This is a genomic window from Mesorhizobium sp. M1E.F.Ca.ET.063.01.1.1 (assembly GCF_003998155.1).
Lineage (GTDB): Bacteria > Pseudomonadota > Alphaproteobacteria > Rhizobiales > Rhizobiaceae > Mesorhizobium.
The window spans coordinates 1-16,398 of sequence record NZ_RZSC01000072.1; the positions used below are offsets into that span (position 1 = coordinate 1).

A 16,398-nucleotide genomic window follows, 5' to 3' on the forward strand; every position below is an offset into this window, starting at 1 on the left:
AAGCGGTAATCACATCGCCGTTCTGGCCCATGCCGAGATAGTCGTTGGAGCACCAGACGGTGATTTCCTGGGCGCGGCCGTTCGAGCGCCAGATGGCGCGCGGGAACTTGCCCACGATGCGTTCGAGGTCGGCGAAAACCCGGTAGCGCCGCTCCGCGTGGAGCTGGTCGATCGCGTCTTCGAAGAACCGCTGGTAATTCATGCTGAACTCCTATGCAGGAAGCGACGCCGCAGGCTGCGACGGTTCGGTCTCCTGGAGCCAACCTACGGACCGGGAGAGGGCTCTGCTTTGAGCTATGTCAAATTGCGGAGCGCCGGACCTGTTCGACACGCCACGAAACGAGATCTCGTTCGGCTGCTGAAGGAGATTTGCAATCCGGTCGCCGGGAGGGGGCGGGGTCGACCCAACCGGCCAAAACTGATTCAAGTCAAAGCGCGAAACTTCATTTCGGCCCAAGTTGGCTAAATGTGGAATCCAATAGCAAGTGCCCCGTTTGGCCGCAGCCTCGAACTAGCCGTTCTGGACGAGGATGGCTTGCACGCGCTTGTATTTCCTTGCGAAAGAGGCCGGGAAGGGTGGCGGGATGCCGTTACCGGTGCGCGCGTCGATATCCGGCCGACTCACTGGCGCGACTGGGACCTCCGAAAAGATAAGACGGCTTCGCTTCGAAACCTGTCTTAAGGCGGCAATTCCGGACGGAAAACCGCTGCGCACTTTTCCCGGAATTGCTCTAAGGTTTGGGTTCAGCGATCAGGGCCATGCGCACCAGGTGCGAAAGGCTGCCGGCGCCCATCTTGCTCATGACGTTGGCGCGATGGATTTCGACCGTGCGTGGACTGATCCCGAGATCATAGGCAATCGTCTTGTTCGGCAACCCGGAGACAAGCCCGTCGAGCACCTGGCGCTCTCGCTCTGACAGGGTGGCAAGGTTCTTCCGGATCTCGGCCGATTGCGGGTGCGTGGCTACCGCTTGAGTTCGGTTGTCCAAGGCAGAGCGAATTGCATCGATGAGCACCTCGTCGTCGAACGGCTTCTCGATGAAGTCGGAGGCGCCTTCCTTCATCGCCTGGACGGCCAGGGCGACATCGGCATGCCCCGTCATCACGATTACGGGCACGCTCAGGCCACGAGCTTTCAGTTGCCGCAGGAATTCGATGCCGTCGATGCCGGGCATGCGCACGTCGGTGACGATGCAGCCGTCGATCTCCTTCGGTTCCGTCGCCAGGAACGCGGTTGCCGATTCATGCAGGCGCACGGCAAAGTCGGCCGTCGCGAGCAGGAAGCCCAGCGATTTGCGAACATCGACATCGTCGTCGACGACATGCACGACATCATTGGCCACTGGCAACCTCTTCCTTTTCTACAGCGCGCAGCGTGAACCGAAACGCGGTGCCGCCGCCGGGTGGCGACTCTGCCCAGATATGACCACCGTGGGACTCGACGATAGTGCGACAAATGGACAGGCCGACACCCATCCCGTGCTTCTTGGTGGTCACGAAAGGCTGGAAGAGCTGCGCCGAAACCTCTGGCGCCAGCCCCGGGCCGGTGTCGATGACGCCAACCTCCATCATGCCATCGCGCCGCGCTTTGGTTGCGACATGCAATTCCCGACGTGGCGCACCGTGCATGGCCTCCACGGCGTTTCTCATCAGGTTCAGCAATACCTGCTCGATCTGGATTCTGTCGGTCAATACAAGCTCGGCCGCCGGATCGAGATCGTAACTGACGCGCACGTCCGCTTCCTTGGCGCCAACCAGGGCGAGCGACGAGGCGTCGTCGATGAGCGTTGGCAGACGTTCCACCTTATGCTCGCTTTCACCCCTGGCGACAAAATCCCTGAGACGACGGATGACGTCGCCGGCGCGCAAGGCCTGGTCGGCAGCCTTCTCGACAGCCTCCTGCAACATGGCGGCATTGCCGTCCTTGCTCTTCTCGAGGAGGCGGCGGCTGCCTTTGAGATAGTTCGTGATGGCCGTCAGCGGCTGGTTTATCTCATGCGCCAGCGTCGAGGCCATTTCGCCGAGCGCGGTGAACCGCGCCATGTGAAGCAGTTCCTGCTGCTGCTCCTGCATCCTGGCTTCCGTTTTATGGCGTTCCGTCAGGTCGCGGCAGAAGCCGGTGAAGAAGCGGCCCGTTCCCGGATGCATTTCACCGACCGCGAGTTCCATCGGAAAGGTCGAGCCGTCCTTGCGCATTCCGGTTACCGTGCGGCCGAGCCCGATGATGCGGCGCTCTCCCGTCGTCAGGTAGCGCTGCATATATGCGTCATGCTCATTCCGGTATGGCGAAGGCATCAGCAACTTGACGTTTTGACCGATGACTTCGCTGGCCTTGTAGCCGAACAATGTCTCGGCCGCCGTGCTGAAGGATTGGATAAGGCCGCGTTCGTCGATGACAATCATCGCGTCGGGCACTGTCGCCAGGATCGAACGCAGGTGATCCTCGCGCAACTGCAGCGCAGCGTTGGCGAACGACAGGTCGCTGACATCCGTGCCCTGAACGAAGATCGCGGTGATCCGGCCGTCCTTGGCCCTGATGGGCTGGTAGACGAAGTCGAGGATACGCTCCTCCGCAAGGCCGGTTTCAGGGTTGCGCAGGACGATTTTGGCATTGCGGCCGACATATGGCTCGCCGGTTTCGCTGACACGGTCGAGCAATTCGAAGAATCCCTGGCCCTCGAGCTCGGGCAAGGCTTCGCTGACCGACTTGCCGATGACCTGCCGCTGGCCGATCAGCCGTTGATAAGCGGCATTGGTCAACTGGAAAACGTGACCCGGCTCGCTGAGCACGGTCATGAAGCCAGGAGCCTGCTCGAACATCAGCGCGAGAAGCTCAGGTTCCGGCAGGTAGTCTCGCCCCATTTCATCGCCGGATACCGGAAGTGCCGCGGCGATGGCTTCGGGCGAAGCTTCTCCCTTTTTGCTCACGAGCATTCTCCGGATTGAAGTACAGCAGCGGTCGATGATGTAGCACTCATCTTTTTACCCGCCAAACAGTCACTGCGGCGATTTTGATCGGTATCAAGGCACTGCACCTCCAACACACTGCAAAATGACGGAGACTTTCCGCATCGAGCAAGGTGTCCGCATGTCCTACAAAACGATAGTCGTCAATCTGGCCGTTGATGCAAACCCCGCGCCGATCATAAAGCTGGCAACGGAACTCGCGCAGCGCTTTGATGCCCACCTCGTCGGCCTCGCTGCCGCGGACGTTCCGCCCCTGGTGTCGACGGGAGAAGGCCTGGTCTACGAAGGCGAGGTCATGCAGATAGCTCGCACCGAAATCGAGAAGCGTCTTGCCGAGTTGCGCGACAATTTCGAGAAGCTTGTCCCGGCCTCGATAAGCAGTGAATGGACGCAGTACATCTGCGGTCCGACACGTGCTCTCGGCATAGCCGCCCGTTCGGCCGACCTTATCGTGACCGGTGATGGAGGGGAGGATGTCTTTCGCGCCGTCGATATCGGAAGCCTCGTGCTCGGCGCTGGCCGGCCGGTGCTGGTCGCGGCGAGCAATGCCGAGCACCTTTTGGGAAAGACTGTCCTTGTCGCCTGGAAGGACAGCAGGGAAGCCCGCAGGGCCTTGTCCGACTCCTTGCCGTTCCTGGCCAGGGCCAATGAGGTGGTCGTCGCCACGATGGAACCCGTCTCCGGAGAAGAAGTTCGCAACAGCCTCGCCGACGTCGCGGTATTTCTGGAGCATCACGGCATCACGGCGCGAACCGAAGTGATCTCCGGCGAGGCGGACGGCGACAGCCTGACGGCATTTGCGCGCTCGATCCATGCCGACCTGATCGTGACGGGCGCCTACGGCCACAGCCGGCTGAGGGAATGGGCCTTCGGCGGTGTTACGCGGACGCTGATTCAGCAGGCCGGCATCAACCGCTTGATGTCCTATTGAAGCTTCGGGTGGCGTTCGCGCAGCTTTTGCGGATGATGGATCCGCATCCACGGGGTCAGGCAGATTGAACAGTCTATTTCTTCTCGAAGCGTTTCTGCTCTTTGCCGCGCCGGGGCCGACCAACGCTCTCCTGATGGCGGGGGCGGTCAAGCGAAAGAGGGCGATTACGCTCCTGGCCGCGCAAGCATGCGGATACGGGATCGCGGCGGCGCTCTGGCTTTCGTTCCGCCCCTTGATGCCGGCTGACGCCATCCAGATTCTCAAACTGATCGCAGCCGGGTGGCTTGTGGTTCTGGGCTTGCGTTTGATGGCCAGCAACCCGATCAACGTGTCCGAAAGCGGCGACAGCCTTTCGGTGCTGGCAACCACCGCCCTCAATCCGAAGGCGTTTATCTACTGCCTGGCGATGGTGCCGATGAATGCCAAGCAGCACGTTTTGGGCGCCTACTGGATCGTACTCCTTGGGATTACGGCAGCCACGGGATCGCTCTGGCTTTTGTTCGGCAAGCGGCTTCGCGGAGGCAGGAGCATGGCGGACAAGGTTGCCGGCGCGGCCCTTCTTGGATTCGCCCTGTTGTTGCTGCGACCGTTATTGGCCGCAGCGGCGATCTAAGCTGTATGAGCCAGAAGTCGGGATTGGATCGCCAAGAGCCGTTCAACGACGCCTCTTGCCGCTAAAGTCTTTGTTATGATCCACGTCGTTTTCCCAAAACTGCTGCGCACTTTTGGGCGACATGCATTAGGAGACAAGCACGACCGACAGAGGGCCAGCGCAGAACAGTTTGTCCGTAACTTTCTTGACGCCGGCGACGTTCTCGGCGGCAACGATGGCGGCCTTTCGCTGACGCTCGTCGAAAATCGCGCCATTCAATTCGACGACGCCCTTGTCGACGGTAACGCCGATCAGGTCGCCCCCGCTCCAGGACTGCTGCTGCAGCTCGGCCACAATGGTCCTGCGTATCAACTCGTCATCGGCGGTCGCCGCGCTTGATTTGGGCAGGATCCGAAGCAGGGCCCGCAACAAATCCGAGCGGGTGACGATGCCGACGATTTTGCCGGCGTCGACGATAGGTACAGTCTTGATGTCGTGGCGAGCCATCAATTCGACGATCTCGGCCAGCGACGTGTCTGGCGGCGCGGAGACGACTTCCGTCGTCATCACCTCGCCTACGCGGCGTCCGTTCGCGTGGACATATTCATCGGCGACCTTGCCGGGGCCAGCCAGAAATTCCAGCCAGCGAGGACGAACACGCTGGGTGCCGAGCTCTTGACGGCGCAGGAAGTCGCCTTCGCTTATGATCCCGGCCATGGCGCCGTCGCGTGTGACCGGCAGACAACTGATTTTCCTGGTCAGCATCAGATCGGCCGCTTTGGCGATCGAGGCCGAAGCATCGATTGAGATCACCGGCGTTGTCATGATGGCCTGGGCTTGCATCGGCATTTCCTGCTCTCCATCAGGCCCCTTTTTGAAGCGCCGGGAACGGCAGCGCTTTGATCTGCGTCAGTTTGATCGTCAGCCTTTGTCGGGCCGGTCATCGGGCTCGATCAGTATCCGCTCCGCAGCTCCGTCGAGATCCTCGTATTGGCCGCTGCGCAATGCCCACAGGAAGCCGGACAGACCGAGCGCTCCCAAGAACAGGGCCACGGGAATGAGATAGACAAGCGTGGTCATGGATGGGTCGCTTCCACGGTGTCCGTGCGGCGCCGGGTCTGAAGCACTTCCGGCACCGCTTTCACCGTAGCCTGAAGCCGCATCGCGTTGCCGATCACGATCAGCGAGGAGGCGGACATGGCGATCGCCGCGATGAGCGGCGTCACATATCCGAGAATGGCGATCGGCACGGCAAGGGCGTTGTAGACGATCGCGACGGCGATGTTCTGGCGAATGAGCCGGCCGGCCTTCCGAGAGATATCGACGGCAAGGGGAACTGCCTGAAGGCTCTCGCGCAGGAAGACGAAGTCCGCGGCCTGGCGGCCGATATCGGCCGCCGTCGCGGGGGCGATCGAGACATGTGCCGCTCGCAGCGCCGGTGTGTCGTTGAGGCCGTCGCCCACCATCAGCACCTTGTGTCCCGCGCGAGTCAGCGACTCGATCCACTCGACCTTTCCCGAGGGCAGCAGCGCCGGCACGAAACTTTCAATTCCCAATGTGGTGGCAACCTGGCTGCAGGCTTTCTCGGTATCGCCGGACAGCATATCCACCGACACGCCGGCGCCCTTCAGCTGCTGAATCGCCGCTTGGGCGTCCAATCGAGCCGCATCCTCGAAAGCGAAGCATGCGACGATGCTGCCATTCCTCGAAAGCACCGTGCCGCCATAGCCGCCGATCTTGCCTTCGCCGCCGGTCCGGGCCTTCCAGCCGGCCCATCCGCGTCGGCCGAGGCGCCAGATGTCATCTCCAGCGGCCGCTTCGACGCCGAAGCCGGGTTCTTCTCGCACCGAGTCGAGCTTGGGCTGACCGGCAAAGCCCGCATAGGCGGCAATAGCCTTTGAAAACGGATGCCGCGAATGAGCCGCTATGTCGGCGGCCATCGCGAGCATGGTCGGATCGATCTCGGATGCGTTGACCAGCCTTGGCTGTCCTAAAGTCAGCGTTCCGGTCTTGTCGAACACCGCCGTATCGATCGCGGCGAGACGCTCCAGGGCCGAGCCATCCTTGACCATGACCCCGGCTTCGAACAGGCGCCGGGCCGCCACGACCTGAACGATCGGCACCGCAAGGCCGAGAGCGCAGGGGCAAGTGATGATGAGCACGGCGATGGCGATGGTGACGGCGCGGTGCCAGTCGCCGGACGCCACCATCCAGCCGACGAACGTCGCAAAGGCGGCGATATGAACCACCGGCGCGTAGAGTGCCGACACCCGGTCGGCAATCCTTCTGTATTGCGAGCGGCCGCCTTCGGCGGCCTCCATCAGCCGAACCATTTCGGCCAGGAAGGAATCCTTCGCGGCGGCGGTCGCCTGCATCGTCAGCGGGCCGGTGAGGTTGAGCGTTCCGGCCTGGACATGTGCCCCGGCACCCACGGCCTTGGGCGTGCTTTCGCCGGAGACGAGCGAGCAATCGAGGTCGGAATTGCCGCTGAGTATATCGCCGTCGACCGGTATCCTTTCTCCGGCCGCGATAAGCAGGCGCATTCCTGGCATGAGTTCGGCGACGGGCACGTATTCGCGCGTATTGTCTTCCCGCAGCACCACCGAGCCCCGTGCCGCGAGTCTCGACAGGCCGTTGACGGCCGTGCGTGCCCGTTCCCGCATCACATGATCCAGCGTGCGGCCGATCAGCAGGAAAAACAGCAGCGACACCGAGGCGTCGAAATAGGCATGCTCGCCGTGATTGATGGTCTCATAGAGGCTCATCGCGTAAGCCAGGGACACACCCACCGCGATCGGCACATCCATGTTCATCCGGCCATGGCGAAGTGCGTTCGCGGCGGAACGGAAATAGATTCCGCCGGCGAAGGCGAGCGCCGGGATGGCGATCAGCGCGGATATCCAGTGAAACAGATCCCGCGTCGCGCCTTCGGCTCCGGACCAGACCGACACCGAAAGCAGCATGATGTTGCCGGCTGCGAAGCCTGCGACCGCGACGGCCCGGATCAACTCCGAAAGGGTTTTGTCCTTCTCGTGAATGTCCGGGTCGAACAGATGTGCCTGGTAGCCGAGCCGGCCGAGCACGGCGAACAATGGCGGGACGCTGTCTCCATGCCAGCGCACCGAGACGCGCTTGGTCGAAAGATTGACACGGGCGGACTCAACGTTCTCGACCTTGGCGAGAGCGGTCTCGATCGCCTGAATGCAAGCCCCGCAGTGGACTGTCGGTACCGACAGCTCGGTCTGGTGCACGCCGCCGCCCAGAGAGCGGCTGGCGAGCTTGATCTCGTCGCTCGACGGCGAGGCGGACGCTGCATTGACGACGTCCAAGGCCATTTCGGCTCCCGGCGCGCAGCAGCTCATTGCAGTGCTCCTTTCGAGATCATGATGCGGCGAACATCGCGAAACGGCGCCGTCAATCCGGCGTCGGCATCGATCTCGATGATCCAGACGCCGTCCTTCGGCGTGTGCCGGGCGGCAAACTCCTGCGTGTTCGCAGGCGTGCCGCCGGCCGCCGCGGCAAGTGTCACGGCTTCGTCCTCGGCTTCGTAAGCCGGGTGCCGGAACAGCATCCTGACGTCATGCAGCGGCACCGGCTTGCCCTGGGCGTCGACAAGGCTGTAGCGGACGTCGCCGGAGGCGATGGTCAGCCTGCCCGTCCAGCCGAGCGCCGCCTGCGCCCTTCCTTTCCTGGCTTCCTCGTTGAACTGCTGGCTGGCGACATAGGTGTTCTCAACGACCAGCCCGGTCCAGCTCTTGCGCGCGAGTGTGGCCATCGTGACATTGACCCCGATCACCACCCCGAAGAAGGCAAGGATGGAGATCAGCATATGCCTGCCCGTGAACTCGCGCGGCTTTCGTGCATGGGTGCTCATTTGCCGATCTCCGGTGCGTTGAAACTGGCGGTGTATTCGGCGGATTCGGAACTTGCCTTGTCCTGGATGCGGAATTCGAAGCGTTGCACCGGCTTTTTGATCTGGTCCGCCGGTTGACGAACAAAGACCTTGAGTATCTTCAGCCGATCGGGTTCGACCTGGGCGGCAAACGAGCGGCTCGCGGGCTGGTCCATGCCGACGATGCTCATTTCTGCGTCGTCGAGCCCTTCAAGGGTAACCTCGATCGTCCTCGGCTCGGGGACCATGTTGAGCAGTTTGACGGTGTAGCCGTTCCGGATCGAGCCGTCCGAAAGCGTCACGAACTGCGGATTTCTGTCGTGCAGGACATTCAGCTCCAGCCGCTCACGCGTCAGCAGCGAATAGACCAGCACCAGCCCGATCGCCGACCATGCGCCGAGGTAGATGAAGGTGCGCAACCGCAAGATCTTGCCCAGATGGAAATGCGCCAGGCCGTCGACGAAGCTGCCGCTTGGCGTCCTGACAAGCGCCGGGTTTACCGGACCGGTGCCGCCGGCGGTCGCCAGCGCCATGTTGGCGTTGTAGTCCGCCAGCGTTGCGTAGGAGATCAGCCCGCGCTCGCGGCCGAGCTTGTCCATGACGCCGTCGCAGGCATCCATGCAGAGCGCGCAGGTGATGCACTCCAACTGCTGGCCATCGCGGATGTCGATGCCCATAGGGCAGACGGCCACGCAGGCGTTGCAGTCGACGCAGTCGCCGACCGATTGTCCGGCGGCCACCGCTTTCTTGGCATGGCGCGAACGCGGCTCGCCGCGCCAGTCGTTGTATGTCACCGTCAACGAATTTTCATCGAGCATGGCGGCCTGGATGCGCGGCCACGGGCACATGTAGGTGCAGACCTGCTCACGCATCAGTCCGCCGAACACATAGGTGGTGCCGGTCAGGACGGCGATCGTGACATAGGCGACGGGCGCGGCCGTGCCGGTGACCACTTCGCGCAGCAGCGTCGGCGCGTCGGCGAAGTAGAAGATCCAGGCGCCGCCGGTGGCCGCTCCAATGATGAGCCAGGTGGCATGCTTGATTGTGCGCAGGAAGAGCTTGCGGGCCGTCCAGGGAGCGGCGTCCAGCTTCATTCGCGCATTGCGGTCGCCTTCGATCGCCCGTTCCACGACGAGGAACAGGTCCACCCAGACGGTTTGCGGGCAGGTGTAGCCACACCAGGCTCGCCCGACCGTCGATGTGATCAGGAAAAGACCGACGCCCGCCATCATGAGAAGGCCGGCGACGTAATAGAATTCCTGTGGCCAGATCTCGATGAAGAAGAAATAGAAACGACGGTTCGCCAGATCGAGGAGAACGGCCTGGTCGGGAGCGAAAGGTCCGCGGTCCCAGCGCAGCCAGGGCGTCAGATAATAGATGCCGAGCGTGATCGCCATCACCACCCATTTGAACTGGCGGAAACGGCCGGATGCACGCTTAGGGAAAATCTTCTTGCGCGCCGTGTACAGCGGCTGTCGCGTCTTGGCGGAGTTGACCGCTTCTGCCTCGAGCCGTTCTACCTGCGTCTGATCCAGCACGACCAATCTCCAATCGCGGCGAAATGATGCCGCCTCTGTCCGGCACTCTTGCAATCGCTCACGCCGCGTCGCGTTGATGCAGGTCAAATTGAATCATCAAAAACAAGTCGAGGCCCGGCATGGCCGGGCCTCGTCGCTTGAACGGCCAAGGGCCGAGAATAGTCCCCGCTTCTATTCTCCGCCGCCAAGCGAATGGACATAGACAGCCAGTTCCTTGACCGTAGTCTCGCCAAGACGGCCGACCCAGGCGGGCATCACCCCGTTCTTCGGAGCTTTCACCTGAGCAGCAATGGCGGCTTCGCCGGGGCCGTAGAGCCAGATCGCATCGGTGAGATCGGGTGCTCCGAGCTCCCTGTTGCCCTTTGCGTTCTCGCCATGGCAGGCGACACAATTGTCCGCGAAAACCTTGGCGCCGGGCTCGATCAGGCTCTTGTCCTTCACTGGGCCCGACAGGCTGGCAACGAAAGCGCTCACCTGGGCGACCTGCTCGGGCTGGAGCACGTCGGCGAAGGCAGGCATCTCGGACTGGCGGGTATCGGCGTCCGCGGCGAAGCGGACGCCGTGCGTGATCGTCTGCTGGATCTGCTCCGTCTTTCCTCCCCAGAGCCAATCGTCATCGTTGAGGTTCGGAAATCCTTTCGACCCCAGAGCGCCGGATCCGTGGCATTGCACGCAGTTGACCTTGAATGCCGCGCCGCCGGCCGCGACGGCAAACTCGCGCAGCGCATCGTCGCCCGCGATTTCGGAAACACTCTTGGACTCTATTGACGCGACGTATTTGGCCTTGGCGGCTTCCGCGGCGGCCAATTCGTTCTTGACGTCGTTGCGGCTGGAAAAGCCCAGAACGCCCCTGGTGGTCGAGCTCAGCATCGGCCAGGCGGGATAGAAGATCGTATAGGCGAGCGCCCAGGCTATGGTAACGTAGAAGGTGATCACCCACCACCGCGGCAGGGGATTGTTGAGCTCCTTGATCCCGTCCCACTCGTGCCCAGTCGTTGTGATGCCCGAGATTTCGTCGATATGCTCGCTGCTCATGATCAATCGTCCTTGAGAGGAATCTGTGCGGCCTGGTCGGCATGCGCTTTGCCACCCGGACGAAGCGCGAAGGCTATGCAGCCGACAAAGAACAGGGCCATGGCAAGCAGGCCCCAGCTGTCGGCGAACTCACGCATCAAATTGTAGTCCATCGATTGCTCTCCTCAGCGATAGCCGGCTGCTTCGTCGTAGTTCTTGAAGTCGACCAGCGTGCCGAGCATCTGCAGATAGGCGACCAGCGCATCCATCTCGGTGATCTGCTGGGGGTTGCCGTCGAAGTCGCCGACCTTGGCTTTCGGATAGCGGCTTTCCAGTCCGGACGTGTCCGCGTTGGGGTCTGCCTGAGCCATCAGGTCTGCATTGGCGTTCGAGACCATGTCATCGGAATAGGGCACTCCGACGCGCCTGTTCGCGACCAGATGCGTCGAGAAGTCCTTCACCTCGATCGGCGTGTTTTTCAGGAACGCGTAGCTCGGCATGATCGACTCCGGCACGACGGAGCGCGGATCGTCGAGATGCTGGACGTGCCAGGCGTTGGAGTAGCGATCGCCGACGCGCGCAAGATCAGGGCCGGTCCGCTTCGATCCCCACTGGAATGGATGATCGTACATGGACTCGGCAGCCAGGCTGTAGTGGCCATACCGTTCGACCTCGTCCCGGAAGGGCCGGATCATCTGGCTGTGGCAGAGGTAACAACCTTCGCGAACATAGATGTTGCGGCCGGCGAGCTCGAGCGGGGTATAAGGCCGCATGCCGTCCACCTTCTCGATCGTGTTGTCGAGATAGAAGAGCGGTGCGATCTCGACGATGCCGCCGACCGTGACGACCAGCAGGGAACCGACGAGAAGAAGCGTGGCGTTCTTCTCGATTAGGGAGTGTTTATCGATCAGACCCATGTCTGGCTCCTTATTGAGCAGGCTGGAGAGCGGGTGCGGAACCCGGCAGTGGTTGTTCTTTGCGCTGGTAGCCGAGGATGGTCATGGTGATGTTCCAGGCCATGATCAGGGTACCGGCGAGGTACATGGCGCCACCCGCTGCGCGCATGAGGTAGTAGGGGTGCATGGCGGCGACGGTCTCGGCGAATGAATAGACGAGGAAACCCTGTTCGTCGTACTCGCGCCACATCAGGCCCTGCATGATGCCGGAAACCCACATCACGGCGGCGTAGACGACGATGCCGAGCGTAGCCAGCCAGAAGTGCCAGGTGACGAGACGCATCGAATAGAGCCGCTCACGGTTCCAGAGCTTGGGCACCATGTAGTAGATGGCGCCGAACGAGATCATGCCGACCCAGCCGAGCGCGCCGGAATGGACATGGCCGATGGTCCAGTCCGTGTAGTGCGAGAGCGAGTTAACGGCCTTGATCGACATCATCGGGCCTTCGAAGGTCGACATGCCGTAGAAAGCGATGGCCGCGACCATCATGCGGACGATCGGATCGGTGCGGATCTTGTCCCAGGCTCCGGAGAGGGTCATCAGGCCGTTGATCATGCCGCCCCAGGAGGGCATCCACAGCATGACCGAGAACACCATGCCGAGCGTCTGCGCCCAATCGGGCAGGGCGGTATAGTGAAGGTGATGGGGGCCGGCCCAGATGTAGAGGAAGATCAGCGCCCAGAAGTGGATGATCGACAGGCGGTAGGAGTAGACCGGGCGGTTCACCTGCTTCGGCACGAAGTAGTACATCATGCCGAGGAAGCCGGCGGTCAGGAAGAAGCCCACGGCATTATGGCCGTACCACCACTGGGTCAGCGCGTCCTGAACGCCTGAGAATGCCGAGTAGCTCTTCGAGCCTAGGAATGACACCGGCATCGAGAGGTTGTTGACCACATGCAGCATCGCAATGGTCACGATGAAGGAGAGGTAGAACCAGTTGGCGACGTAGATATGCGGTTCCTTGCGCTTGAGGATGGTGCCAAGGAAAAGGATCAGGTAGGCGACCCAGACGATCGTCAGCCAGAGGTCGACATACCATTCCGGCTCGGCATATTCGCGACCTTCGGTGATGCCGAGCAGATAGCCGGTCGCGGCCATGACGATGAAAAGCTGGTAGCCCCAAAAGACGAACCAGGCGAGATCGCCGCCGAACAGCCTCGCGCGCGAGGTACGCTGCACGACATACATGGACGTGCACAGAAGAGCGTTGCCGCCAAAGGCGAAGATCACGCCGGAAGTATGCAGAGGCCGGAGGCGGCCAAAATTGAACCAGGGTTGGATATCGAGATCCGGGTAGGCAAGCTGAAGAGCAATGACAACGCCGACCAGCATGCCGACGACGCCCCAGAACACCGTGGCGATCGCTCCGTAACGGATCGGACCATCCATGTAGGCCGAGGAGTCGACCGGAGTTGCCGCCTTGAAATCCGTGTTGCGCAACAGGATCGCGGTGAAGCCAGCCACCGCGAAGAACAACACCCACATATGCTGGCGAAAAGGCTCATCTACGCCGAAGCCGGCAGCCACTAGGGCCGCAAAGGCAAACAGGCTTAGAAGGACGATCTCCGTGCCAAATCTCATCGCAAGTCCCCGATCTCGAAGTTCCAGCGGAAAATGACCGCTCGCGGCACCATTTCGGGATTTTCCACCCTCGCGGCCTTGATCCAGGTCAAACGGTACAGCTTTTGTTTTCGGGAGCCGTCAGGGCCGGCCATCAAGAACGCCAGGGCCGTCGGAGCAACGACCGCGCCAGGAGCCACGCCCGATCTGAGAGCCCGAAACTCACAGATTGCTTTGCGCGGGAGAAGGCGGGCCATCGGCTGTTCAGTCGCCGCGGCGTTCCTCGAGCTGAGCCACGCTTTCCAGGCTGATGTGCCGTTTGTTTACAATCCGGATCACGCCATCCGACCGCAGCCTGGACAATTCGCGGCTTACCGTCTCGATGGTCAGCCCAAGAAAATCGGCGATATCCGCGCGTGACAACGGCAGGTCGAAGCTTGTCGAGCCCGCCGAATGATTGGCCGGATCGATGTTTTTGGCGATCATGAGAAGGAAGCTTGCTACTTTTTCGGACGCGGTCTTGTGCCCCAGTGCCGTCATCCAGTCGCGCGCTTCGTCGAGCTCGTTCAGCGCGTGCTGGAGCAGCCTTTGCCCGATCTCCGGCGTGTCGTCCATCATCCGGTCGATGATCGCCCTCGGAAACGAGCAAAGCGTCATTTTCGTCAAGGCTTCGGCCTTGATTGGCCTTTTTGCCTCGAACGGCCTGCCTAGAAAATCGGGCGCGAAATGGAACCCGACAATCTGCTGACGACCGTCCGACAGGTTTCTCGTAAGCTTGACCACGCCGGACAGCACGTTCGAGTAGGTGCCATCGTCGGGAAGTTCCGTCCCGGCCAGGACCTCATGTCTCGATGAGGCCCTGGCCAACTCGGCGAGCTGGCCGGCCTCGAGCGCGCCGCATAGCCCGCCATGGCGCGCTTCGCAGGATTCGCAAATCGCGGGAATGCCAACTCGTTGAGCATCCTGTCTGACGGCCATACCACGCCTTTGATGAAGCAGGGACCGCAACTTGCGCCAGTTGCGCCCTGCGCCGCCTTGATCGAGATCAAGGCTTTGTCGGGGTAGTTTCGGCAGTTTGCCCGTATGAGCACCTCAGCCGCCACTGCCTATGAAACACGCCCAACCCCAACCGCAGGCCCCCCAACCGCGGGACTTGGCGACAACGTACCGCGTTATACGAGCTACCCGACGGCCCCGCACTTTCATCCGGGCGTCGACGCGGCAACTGTTCGCGGCTGGATGGATGCACTTGAGGGCAATGACGAGATATCGCTGTATCTGCATATCCCCTATTGCGACAGGCTGTGCTGGTTCTGCGCCTGCCACACCAAGCAGACCCGGCACTATGCGCCCGTGGCCACTTTTCTGCGCTCGCTCCACAAGGAAATCGAAACTGTCGGCGGCCTTGTGAGCGGCCGGGGCAAGGTACGTGCCGTCCATTTCGGCGGCGGCTCCCCGACCATGCTGAAGCCCGACGACATCCTCATGCTCGGAAAAGCGTTGCGGGATCGGTTCGACTTTCTCGAAAATGCCGGCCTCAGTGTTGAGATCGATCCGAACGACATGGATGAAGGGCGGCTCGATGCCTTCGCTGCGATCGGCATGACCAGAGCGAGCCTCGGTGTCCAGGACTTCGATCCCAAAGTGCAGAAGGCGATCAATCGCGAGCAGAGCTTTGCGCTGACCAAAAGCATTGTCGATGCGGTGCGGGCGAGGGGTGTCACGTCCGTCAATCTGGACCTGCTGTACGGCCTGCCGCATCAGACCTGCGAGAGCGTTGCGGCGACTGTCGCCCAGGCGCTGACGCTGGCGCCGGACAGGCTGGCCCTGTTCGGCTATGCGCATGTGCCCTGGTTCAAGAAGCATCAGACGATGATCGATGAGGCGTGGCTGCCTGATTCCGCCGCACGTCTGGCGCAGTCGCAACTCGCCGCGAGACTGATCGTCGACGCCGGCTACGAGGCGCTCGGGCTCGATCATTTCGCCAAGCCGGGCGATTCGCTGGCGGTCGCGGCGCGCGCCGGCAAGATCCGCCGCAATTTCCAGGGTTATACCGAGGATCAGTGCGAAACCCTGATCGGCCTTGGCCCGTCCTCGATCAGCCGGTACCGCCAGGGCTATGCACAAAACATCGTTGCGACCGGCGAGTACGAGAGGGCCGTGGATTCCGGAGAACTGGCGATAGGCCGCGGTATTGAACTCGGCGTCGAAGATCAGGCGCGGGGCTGGGTCATCGAGCGCCTGATGTGCAACTTCACTTTCTCAGCGGTCGAGCTTGTCGAACGCTTTGGAAATGTCGGCCAAAGGTTGCTGTGCGAGGCCAGCCGCCTGGCCATCAGCGGCGCGGGCCAGCTCCTTCGGCTCGACGGTGAAAACTTCGTCGTGCCGGCGCAAAGCCGCCCGCTGGTCCGGACGGTGGCGGCGAAATTCGACACGTATTTCAGGAATGGAACCGGCAGGCATTCCGTGGCGGTTTGATCAGCGGCCAGGCTCGCTGATCAAAAGTGCTCGCCGACCCTGAACGGGCCGACCCGGGTGCCGGCCGCGATCAGATAGGCGGTCGACCAGCCGATCAGCAGAAACCCGTTGACGCCTTCCAGGGCTGCCAGGACGCGCCAACCATGGGCGGGCACCACGTCGCCATAGCCGACCGTCGAAAAGGTGATGGTCGAAAAGTAAAGCGCTGTCTCGAAGTCGCCCAGGATTCCGAGGAACAGGTAGATTCCCGCCCACAGCCAGACTTCCGCCGTCATGACCGCAAAAAGTCCCATCACGACGCTGATCATGGCGACGACCCGGCTGCGGCGGCCGTGCATGCGAAAGAGCGCCACAAGGCGTGCCATCACGTAGGTAATCGCGATAAGGCCGAAAGTGTGGATCAGGACCGTCAGGCTTATGACGATGGTGCCGACGCAAAGGTTGAGGATCATCCCGGGAAACTACGGAC

17 protein-coding genes and 1 pseudogene are annotated in these 16,398 nt (G+C 61.9%); 3 read left to right on the top strand and 15 right to left on the bottom strand.

Annotated features, from left to right (window positions below; translation table 11 throughout):
* From EOA29_RS08655 to EOA29_RS08670, 3 genes and pseudogenes are all read right to left on the bottom strand, one after another.
* Positions 1 to 202, bottom strand: a pseudogene (locus EOA29_RS08655) (5-aminolevulinate synthase); the annotation flags it as partial.
* A 529-nt stretch (positions 203 to 731) separates the two neighbouring features.
* On the bottom strand, positions 732 to 1,343 hold the full coding sequence (gene fixJ, locus EOA29_RS08665) for a response regulator FixJ (protein ID WP_127220752.1): 612 nt from the start codon (positions 1,341 to 1,343) through the stop codon (positions 732 to 734).
* Complete coding sequence (locus EOA29_RS08670; RefSeq protein ID WP_127220763.1) at positions 1,333 to 2,862, bottom strand: PAS domain S-box protein; 1,530 nt, start codon at positions 2,860 to 2,862, stop codon at positions 1,333 to 1,335. Before EOA29_RS08670 ends, fixJ begins: the two co-directional genes overlap by 11 nt.
* A gap of 226 nt (positions 2,863 to 3,088) precedes the next feature.
* Here EOA29_RS08670 and EOA29_RS08675 point away from each other — a divergent pair, with 226 nt between their 5' ends.
* Together EOA29_RS08675 and EOA29_RS08680 are read left to right on the top strand one after the other, a co-directional pair.
* Positions 3,089 to 3,898 (top strand): universal stress protein, encoded by an 810-nt coding sequence (locus EOA29_RS08675; RefSeq protein ID WP_127220764.1) that lies wholly within the window; start codon positions 3,089 to 3,091, stop codon positions 3,896 to 3,898.
* A gap of 64 nt (positions 3,899 to 3,962) precedes the next feature.
* Entirely contained in the window at positions 3,963 to 4,511 is a 549-nt protein-coding gene (locus tag EOA29_RS08680; protein WP_127220753.1) for a hypothetical protein, read from the top strand.
* Positions 4,512 to 4,637: 126 nt separating this feature from the next.
* Here EOA29_RS08680 and EOA29_RS08685 read toward each other — a convergent pair whose 3' ends face one another.
* From EOA29_RS08685 to EOA29_RS08730, 11 genes are all read right to left on the bottom strand, one after another.
* Complete coding sequence (locus EOA29_RS08685) at positions 4,638 to 5,339, bottom strand: CBS domain-containing protein (RefSeq protein ID WP_348628868.1); 702 nt, start codon at positions 5,337 to 5,339, stop codon at positions 4,638 to 4,640.
* 72 nt (positions 5,340 to 5,411) lie between these two features.
* Positions 5,412 to 5,570: a cbb3-type cytochrome oxidase assembly protein CcoS gene (ccoS, locus tag EOA29_RS08690; protein WP_127220754.1), complete on the bottom strand. Its 159-nt coding sequence runs from the start codon at positions 5,568 to 5,570 to the stop codon at positions 5,412 to 5,414.
* Complete coding sequence (locus EOA29_RS08695) at positions 5,567 to 7,852, bottom strand: cation-translocating P-type ATPase (RefSeq protein ID WP_127220755.1); 2,286 nt, start codon at positions 7,850 to 7,852, stop codon at positions 5,567 to 5,569. The genes ccoS and EOA29_RS08695 overlap by 4 nt, the downstream gene beginning before the upstream one ends.
* Complete coding sequence (locus EOA29_RS08700; RefSeq protein ID WP_127220756.1) at positions 7,849 to 8,364, bottom strand: FixH family protein; 516 nt, start codon at positions 8,362 to 8,364, stop codon at positions 7,849 to 7,851. The genes EOA29_RS08695 and EOA29_RS08700 overlap by 4 nt, the downstream gene beginning before the upstream one ends.
* Positions 8,361 to 9,920 (bottom strand): cytochrome c oxidase accessory protein CcoG, encoded by a 1,560-nt coding sequence (gene ccoG / locus EOA29_RS08705; protein WP_127220757.1) that lies wholly within the window; start codon positions 9,918 to 9,920, stop codon positions 8,361 to 8,363. Before ccoG ends, EOA29_RS08700 begins: the two co-directional genes overlap by 4 nt.
* A 171-nt stretch (positions 9,921 to 10,091) precedes the next feature.
* Positions 10,092 to 10,955, bottom strand: a complete 864-nt coding sequence (gene ccoP, locus EOA29_RS08710) for a cytochrome-c oxidase, cbb3-type subunit III (RefSeq protein ID WP_126095563.1) — start codon at positions 10,953 to 10,955, stop codon at positions 10,092 to 10,094.
* Positions 10,956 to 10,957: 2 nt separating this feature from the next.
* Entirely contained in the window at positions 10,958 to 11,107 is a 150-nt protein-coding gene (locus EOA29_RS08715; RefSeq protein ID WP_126095562.1) for a cbb3-type cytochrome c oxidase subunit 3, read from the bottom strand.
* Positions 11,108 to 11,119: 12 nt separating this feature from the next.
* Positions 11,120 to 11,851: a cytochrome-c oxidase, cbb3-type subunit II gene (ccoO, locus tag EOA29_RS08720; RefSeq protein ID WP_127220758.1), complete on the bottom strand. Its 732-nt coding sequence runs from the start codon at positions 11,849 to 11,851 to the stop codon at positions 11,120 to 11,122.
* A gap of 10 nt (positions 11,852 to 11,861) precedes the next feature.
* Entirely contained in the window at positions 11,862 to 13,472 is a 1,611-nt protein-coding gene (ccoN, locus tag EOA29_RS08725) for a cytochrome-c oxidase, cbb3-type subunit I (protein WP_127220759.1), read from the bottom strand.
* Positions 13,469 to 13,708 carry a hypothetical protein gene (locus tag EOA29_RS42195; protein ID WP_210213128.1) on the bottom strand — a complete coding sequence of 80 codons (240 nt, stop codon included), beginning with the start codon at positions 13,706 to 13,708 and terminating at the stop codon, positions 13,469 to 13,471. Before EOA29_RS42195 ends, ccoN begins: the two co-directional genes overlap by 4 nt.
* 7 nt (positions 13,709 to 13,715) lie before the next feature.
* Positions 13,716 to 14,429 carry a Crp/Fnr family transcriptional regulator gene (locus tag EOA29_RS08730; RefSeq protein WP_127220760.1) on the bottom strand — a complete coding sequence of 238 codons (714 nt, stop codon included), beginning with the start codon at positions 14,427 to 14,429 and terminating at the stop codon, positions 13,716 to 13,718.
* Between the two features lie 105 nt (positions 14,430 to 14,534).
* Here EOA29_RS08730 and hemN point away from each other — a divergent pair, with 105 nt between their 5' ends.
* Positions 14,535 to 15,929 (top strand): oxygen-independent coproporphyrinogen III oxidase, encoded by a 1,395-nt coding sequence (gene hemN / locus EOA29_RS08735; RefSeq protein ID WP_127220761.1) that lies wholly within the window; start codon positions 14,535 to 14,537, stop codon positions 15,927 to 15,929.
* Between the two features lie 20 nt (positions 15,930 to 15,949).
* On the opposite strand, the gene EOA29_RS08740 is transcribed toward hemN, so the two are convergent.
* Positions 15,950 to 16,381: an ion channel gene (locus EOA29_RS08740; RefSeq protein WP_127220762.1), complete on the bottom strand. Its 432-nt coding sequence runs from the start codon at positions 16,379 to 16,381 to the stop codon at positions 15,950 to 15,952.
* Positions 16,382 to 16,398 lie beyond the last annotated feature (17 nt).

Bases quoted from the DNA above. Each gene is read 5' to 3' on its own strand.
- EOA29_RS08685 (WP_348628868.1), bottom strand. From the start codon at position 5,339: ATGCCGATGCAAGCCCAGGCCATCATGACAACGCCGGTGATCTCAATC.
- EOA29_RS08740 (WP_127220762.1), bottom strand. From the start codon at position 16,381: ATGATCCTCAACCTTTGCGTCGGCACCATCGTCATAAGCCTGACGGTC.
- hemN (WP_127220761.1), top strand. From the start codon at position 14,535: ATGAGCACCTCAGCCGCCACTGCCTATGAAACACGCCCAACCCCAACC.
- EOA29_RS08695 (WP_127220755.1), bottom strand. From the start codon at position 7,852: ATGAGCTGCTGCGCGCCGGGAGCCGAAATGGCCTTGGACGTCGTCAAT.
- EOA29_RS08700 (WP_127220756.1), bottom strand. From the start codon at position 8,364: ATGAGCACCCATGCACGAAAGCCGCGCGAGTTCACGGGCAGGCATATG.
- EOA29_RS08715 (WP_126095562.1), bottom strand. From the start codon at position 11,107: ATGGACTACAATTTGATGCGTGAGTTCGCCGACAGCTGGGGCCTGCTT.
- ccoP (WP_126095563.1), bottom strand. From the start codon at position 10,955: ATGAGCAGCGAGCATATCGACGAAATCTCGGGCATCACAACGACTGGG.
- ccoN (WP_127220759.1), bottom strand. From the start codon at position 13,472: ATGAGATTTGGCACGGAGATCGTCCTTCTAAGCCTGTTTGCCTTTGCG.
- EOA29_RS08730 (WP_127220760.1), bottom strand. From the start codon at position 14,429: ATGGCCGTCAGACAGGATGCTCAACGAGTTGGCATTCCCGCGATTTGC.
- ccoO (WP_127220758.1), bottom strand. From the start codon at position 11,851: ATGGGTCTGATCGATAAACACTCCCTAATCGAGAAGAACGCCACGCTT.
- EOA29_RS08670 (WP_127220763.1), bottom strand. From the start codon at position 2,862: ATGGGGCGAGACTACCTGCCGGAACCTGAGCTTCTCGCGCTGATGTTC.
- EOA29_RS08675 (WP_127220764.1), top strand. From the start codon at position 3,089: ATGTCCTACAAAACGATAGTCGTCAATCTGGCCGTTGATGCAAACCCC.
- EOA29_RS42195 (WP_210213128.1), bottom strand. From the start codon at position 13,708: ATGGCCCGCCTTCTCCCGCGCAAAGCAATCTGTGAGTTTCGGGCTCTC.
- ccoS (WP_127220754.1), bottom strand. From the start codon at position 5,570: ATGACCACGCTTGTCTATCTCATTCCCGTGGCCCTGTTCTTGGGAGCG.